At 46.2% G+C, this 4,852-nt stretch carries 5 protein-coding genes; 2 read left to right on the top strand and 3 right to left on the bottom strand.

The window, feature by feature from the left end; genetic code table 11:
* The coding region (locus tag H567_RS29120) for a hypothetical protein (RefSeq protein ID WP_028323056.1) at positions 1-269 on the top strand (269 nt) is incomplete at its 5' end.
* Between the two features lie 14 nt (positions 270-283).
* On the opposite strand, the gene H567_RS27660 is transcribed toward H567_RS29120, so the two are convergent.
* From H567_RS27660 to H567_RS30280, 3 genes are all read right to left on the bottom strand, one after another.
* On the bottom strand, positions 284-787 hold the full coding sequence (locus H567_RS27660; protein WP_161626685.1) for a polysaccharide biosynthesis/export family protein: 504 nt from the start codon (positions 785-787) through the stop codon (positions 284-286).
* 129 nt (positions 788-916) lie between these two features.
* Positions 917-2,257, bottom strand: coding sequence for a TIGR03013 family XrtA/PEP-CTERM system glycosyltransferase (locus H567_RS0122195; protein WP_161626684.1), 1,341 nt, complete (start codon positions 2,255-2,257; stop codon positions 917-919).
* Positions 2,258-2,537: 280 nt separating this feature from the next.
* Positions 2,538-3,065 carry a UpxY family transcription antiterminator gene (locus H567_RS30280; RefSeq protein ID WP_353743113.1) on the bottom strand — a complete coding sequence of 176 codons (528 nt, stop codon included), beginning with the start codon at positions 3,063-3,065 and terminating at the stop codon, positions 2,538-2,540.
* A 1,179-nt stretch (positions 3,066-4,244) separates the two neighbouring features.
* Here H567_RS30280 and H567_RS29115 point away from each other — a divergent pair.
* On the top strand, positions 4,245-4,852 hold a 608-nt coding region (locus H567_RS29115; RefSeq protein ID WP_035255855.1), incomplete at its 3' end, for a hypothetical protein.

Below are 4,852 nucleotides of genomic sequence, written 5' to 3'. Positions count from 1 at the left end.
GCCTTTCTTCCCCTCCATCTCGCTCCAGATATCTGCGCGCTACCGAATCCGAAACCGACTTCGCCTACGTCCTCGCCCTCCTCAGACGCGGGTACTCCGAACACGCCATCCGCTCCCTCCTCATCGAGCAACGGACCTCCTGGGATCATCACCAGGGCGAACGGAGGAAAAATGCCTATATCAATACAACCATCGCCAAGGCCAAGACCATCATCCAAAACAAGTCTGTCCAAATTACCCCGAAAATCACCACCAATCGTCCAGGATAATCAGAAAAAAAACGTCAGATTATTGTGAAAGACGACAACCCGCCTCGTTCGAACACTGCCTGCAGGGGGGTGAGATTCTCGCGAAAGGGAACGAATCCGGCGGTTTTTACCTCTCCGCCGACATAGACCTTCTGCGCGGAAGACTTGACGGTGACGAAGACCTGGGGATCCCTGAGCCGTTTGGAAGATGCCGAGCGGATCGCTTCCTCCAGTTCGACGGTCGTCAACCCCGCAGCTTTGACTTCGCCGGTGACGCCTAGCACAATCAACCCATCGGGCTGAACGATCACCTCCTCGTCGTGTCTGTCAGTGTAAGGAAATTTGACCAGAAGGGTGTCTCCGTTTTCGATGCGATAAGGGGCGGCCACGGTAGGATCCCGGGCGATTTCAGAGGGAATCTGGCTGAAGTCCGGTCTAGACGCGCAGCCGACGATCATCAGCACGGGGATGGTGCATAGCAGAAACAGAAGGCGGATGGTCGACCCCTTGGATACGGTTTTTGCAGCTATCTTCTTCATGCGATGTTTCATTTCCTACACCCCCTGCTCTGAATAACGTCCTCAAAAGCGTGGTTTTGCAACGGAACCAAAAATCCGGATGCTGAAGGAAAACGGTCGTTTCTCTGCCCGGTATCGGAAAATCCCGATTCAGCGGGCGCCTTTTCCAAAGAAAACCACTTTGACGGTTTTCAATAAGATGAATATATCAAGCCAAATCGAGAAATTCTTCATGTAGTAGAGATCATAGCGAAGTTTCTCAATGGCATCCTCGACCGAGGCTCCGTAAGGATAATTTACCTGTGCCCAACCCGTTAATCCTGGTTTCGCGAAATGTCTTTCGGAATAATAGGGGATTAATTCCTTCAATTCCTTTACAAATCCAGGCTGTTCGGGACGTGGTCCGACGAGACTCAGATCGCCTTGTAGAACATTGTATAATTGGGGCAATTCGTCCAAACGCGATTTTCTGAGGAATTTTCCCAGACGTGTGATTCGGGGATCATTTTCCATAGCCCATTGGTATGCAGTGTTTTTTCCTTCATCGTTTACCATCGTCCTGAATTTATACAGTATGAATGGTTTTTCATTCTTTCCGATGCGAACTTGCTTAAAAAGAATAGGACCGGGTGAATCACATTTTATTAAAACCGATATCATTAAAAAAATAGGTAAGGTGGTTATGATCCCCAATGCGGCTAAAATATTATCCATAATATTTTTAATAAAATAGGTGATCCAACCGCTATGGAAGCCATCGCTGTAGATCATCCAGCTGGGATTGATGTATTCAACCAGCAGCTTCCCACTGGCCTCTTCATAGAATGACGGGCCATCCATTATTTTTGTGCCGTTCAATTTAGCGGAAAGGAGCTCTTTTGACGGAATGAATCCTCTACGCTCGGATGGAGAAATGACGATGATGTCAGGCTTTACGTTCGTTACGATCTTATCCAGTGATTGAAAATCGCCTAGATCCTTGAGCCCTTTGATCCGACTGTTCTCATTAGGTGCCGCTACGTAGCCGAGCAGGCTGTACCGACCCCTCTCTTTTGCGGCGCTGGCGCCTATCATTGCGGCTTGTTCACCGGAGCCCACTATGAGGACTTTTTTTGTAGAATGAAATATGTTTTCTGCTACATTGCTATGGAAAGAATGCCATAGATATTGAAAAATCATAAACGTAATAATGGATATCCACAGTAGATGTTCATCGAAATTAAGTGAGGAAATGTGTATTACGGAAATAAGAAAGACAAAAGCGAGTATATTGCTGGTGACGATGCGCAAAAGTGAATTCAATTTTTCAAATTGTTTTCCGCGTACATATAGTGCAGACATGCTGGAAAAACAAATGATTGTCATTATAAATACTATGGAAGTATCTAAACTAAAAAAATTATATTCATCGGCTAAGTCAATAAGATTATAGGCTGAAGATGACACCAGATATATAGAGAGAAAACACAGAATTATATCTCCTGTCAGCAATAGGAAGGATCCTCTGGTCGAAATATACTGTTTCAAGAATAGCATGACAACCTCTGATCGATAGTCATTATGCAAATGGGACCCGTATAAATTACAAATCGAATCAAGATGATTTATGCCGAAGATACACTTCCGGCCTCTCAGCTACAGAGGCAGCCTCCATTTATCAATGTGATCATATTTATTGGAAGAATTGATTGGATTGCAGAATCTGTAATGCAACCCGGTTGGATTGCAGATTCTGCAGGACATATAAAGGAAACCCTTGGCCAAAGATCTTTTAATGGAAGATTTCGAGGGAATCAGAACAAATTTCGACTCCGACCGATCTGCCAAGGATTTCTATGTTGACATAAAAGGTGCATCGATTGGCTGACGGAGGCCTTTCGATGATTCCTTCGGTCCCTTCGAGAGGGCCGTTTTTGATCCGTACGCGCATGCCGGCCTTTAAATTCTGATCGACTTTGATGTCGGGACCGTCAACCGCGATTTTCATTAGATTATCAATCTGTTCCTGGGGGATGGCCTCCGGTCCCTCGGAACTGGATCCCAGGATTCTGACCACGTTCTTAGCCAGGATGACTTTCGAAAATTCTCTTTGGAGGGGATGGGTATGGATAAAGATATAGGAAGGGAATAAGGGAAAAGCGACCCATTTCTTCCGGTCTTTCCACTGTCTCAATCTTTTGATAGTCGGCAGATACACATGAACACCGGATCCCGTCAGTTCCTTTTCAAGGCTGAACTCCGCTCTTGACCTGGTATAAACGGCGTACCAGCAGAGATCAAAGCTATGCGTTTCAGACATCATGTGCATTCCTCAATATATGCGATGCGGTAAGCCGTAATCGAGATGAGAAATGTTGTCCGCCGGATCTCTGGGAGATGCTCCTAATAATTACCCTGTTCATTAAGCAAATTTTATGCCTTTACTCAGCACAACTGATTCCAAGGCGTAAAAGATTCTGGGTTTCCGGCCTGGCAGATGAAATTGTCGCTTAATATTCAGTGGATTAGGCTGGTGTCGTTTCGAGTGCAGATATTTGTAATCGTATATTCAGTTGTTTTGCGGAATCCTTGGACGGCCAGATTTTTTCAAGAGTTCTCTTCAATCTGTTTCCATCCGCTACATTCTTACCCCTGAACGATCCTTCTGCTGTTTCCAATCGAAACATTAATTCTGCAAGTTTTTAGGATTTCATGGAAATTTTTGCCTGTTTCATTTCGAAGCACTTTGCCTTCCGATATCTGAGCGGCAAAGAAGATCATCCTGCTGAGAGCAGGTTAAAAGAAATTCCTGGTTCGACTTCCTACCGGAAGTTCTATGCCAACTGAACCCCATCTCAATGGGTTGAAAAGGGCTTTTTTGGGGGGCCAGGTGGGCTTGCTGAGGCGGGCTTTTCCGGGCGGGAAGTCTGATGTGGCTGCGAACGCTGGAACCGATCTGCTGGGGAGCCCTGGGCGGGAGTTCGCTACGCCGGCAGCGGGGCAGATCAGCTCCTCTCATGGCCAGCCCTCTTGGATGGTGGGAGCCAGGCCCTTCGCTGAATCTGCATGTCTTGAACTGTTCATGAGAGCTTTTCGTCGGCGATTTGCCGCTTGTGAGCGTTTCTACAGTGGGTTCTTCAATAATGTCCCAATCATCGTCAGATTAGGGCTGTTTTTTTAGGGTGAATATATAAAGATGACAATTACGAAAATAATCAAGCAAATATCATCCATGCAATTGATGACATCCGTTTTAAAATAGAGGGTTGTCATCATAATGATCAGGAAAACACTTATGAATTATCATTATTTTCCTGATTGTATTCGGAATACATATTGAATTAAATATTATTGAATCTGAAAAGCAACAAACTGAATTTATGGTCAGTATGATATGAGCTGTGTTTTGAAGTTTTTGAAATGATTCAAATTTGTCTGCGCAGCCAATGGGGATGTGCGATTCTGATTCATGCTATATGAGAAGAGGAGGATGATAATTATGAGAAGCATAAGTACAATAGTTAAATCATTTCTATTCGGTATGATCTTTTTCATGTTGATGATAACAACAGCTGGTGCCGCCGAGCCAAGCTATGGAATGGCCAATGTCGATGGAGATTATGCGGAGTGGAATCTGGCAGACGATTTTTTCGCGGATATGTATCTCGCTTTTAATCCTGATTTCTCAGTTCTATCGAAATTGTATTTAAGATACGATTGCCAATCCGGCACGATGTATGCGCTCGTCCTCACCACGCCGGATACCCTCCCGGCAGTGGTTTCGGCCGGGGATGCGTGGATCGCCATCGATAGCATCGCCAACAAAGTCGTAAGCGGAAGCTCCGGGGATGACGGAACGCCGCCTGATTTCGCTTGGGTTGGCCTGGGCTTCGACGGCGATCTTACCCATGCACGGGGATACGAGGCCTCGTTCAGCATTGCTGAGGGCTCTTATGCGATCATCGCCCATGTGAACGTCATCAGCGGTGGAACGCAGACGTCGGGGACTGTCAAGACGGGTGTCCCTCTGACCATCGACTGCCCGGTTTTAGGCGCATGCTGCTTCCCGGACGGGACATGCAGCGAAGTGACCGCGGCCGAATGTGC

Source organism: Desulfatiglans anilini DSM 4660, from assembly GCF_000422285.1.
Lineage (GTDB): Bacteria > Desulfobacterota > DSM-4660 > Desulfatiglandales > Desulfatiglandaceae > Desulfatiglans > Desulfatiglans anilini.
This window is presented reverse-complemented; position numbering and strand designations above follow the sequence as displayed.

What these genes read in the sequence shown, in the direction of transcription:
- H567_RS27660 (WP_161626685.1), bottom strand. Translation starts at nt 787, where the DNA reads ATGAAGAAGATAGCTGCAAAAACCGTATCCAAGGGGTCGACCATCCGC.
- H567_RS30280 (WP_353743113.1), bottom strand. Translation starts at nt 3,065, where the DNA reads ATGTCTGAAACGCATAGCTTTGATCTCTGCTGGTACGCCGTTTATACC.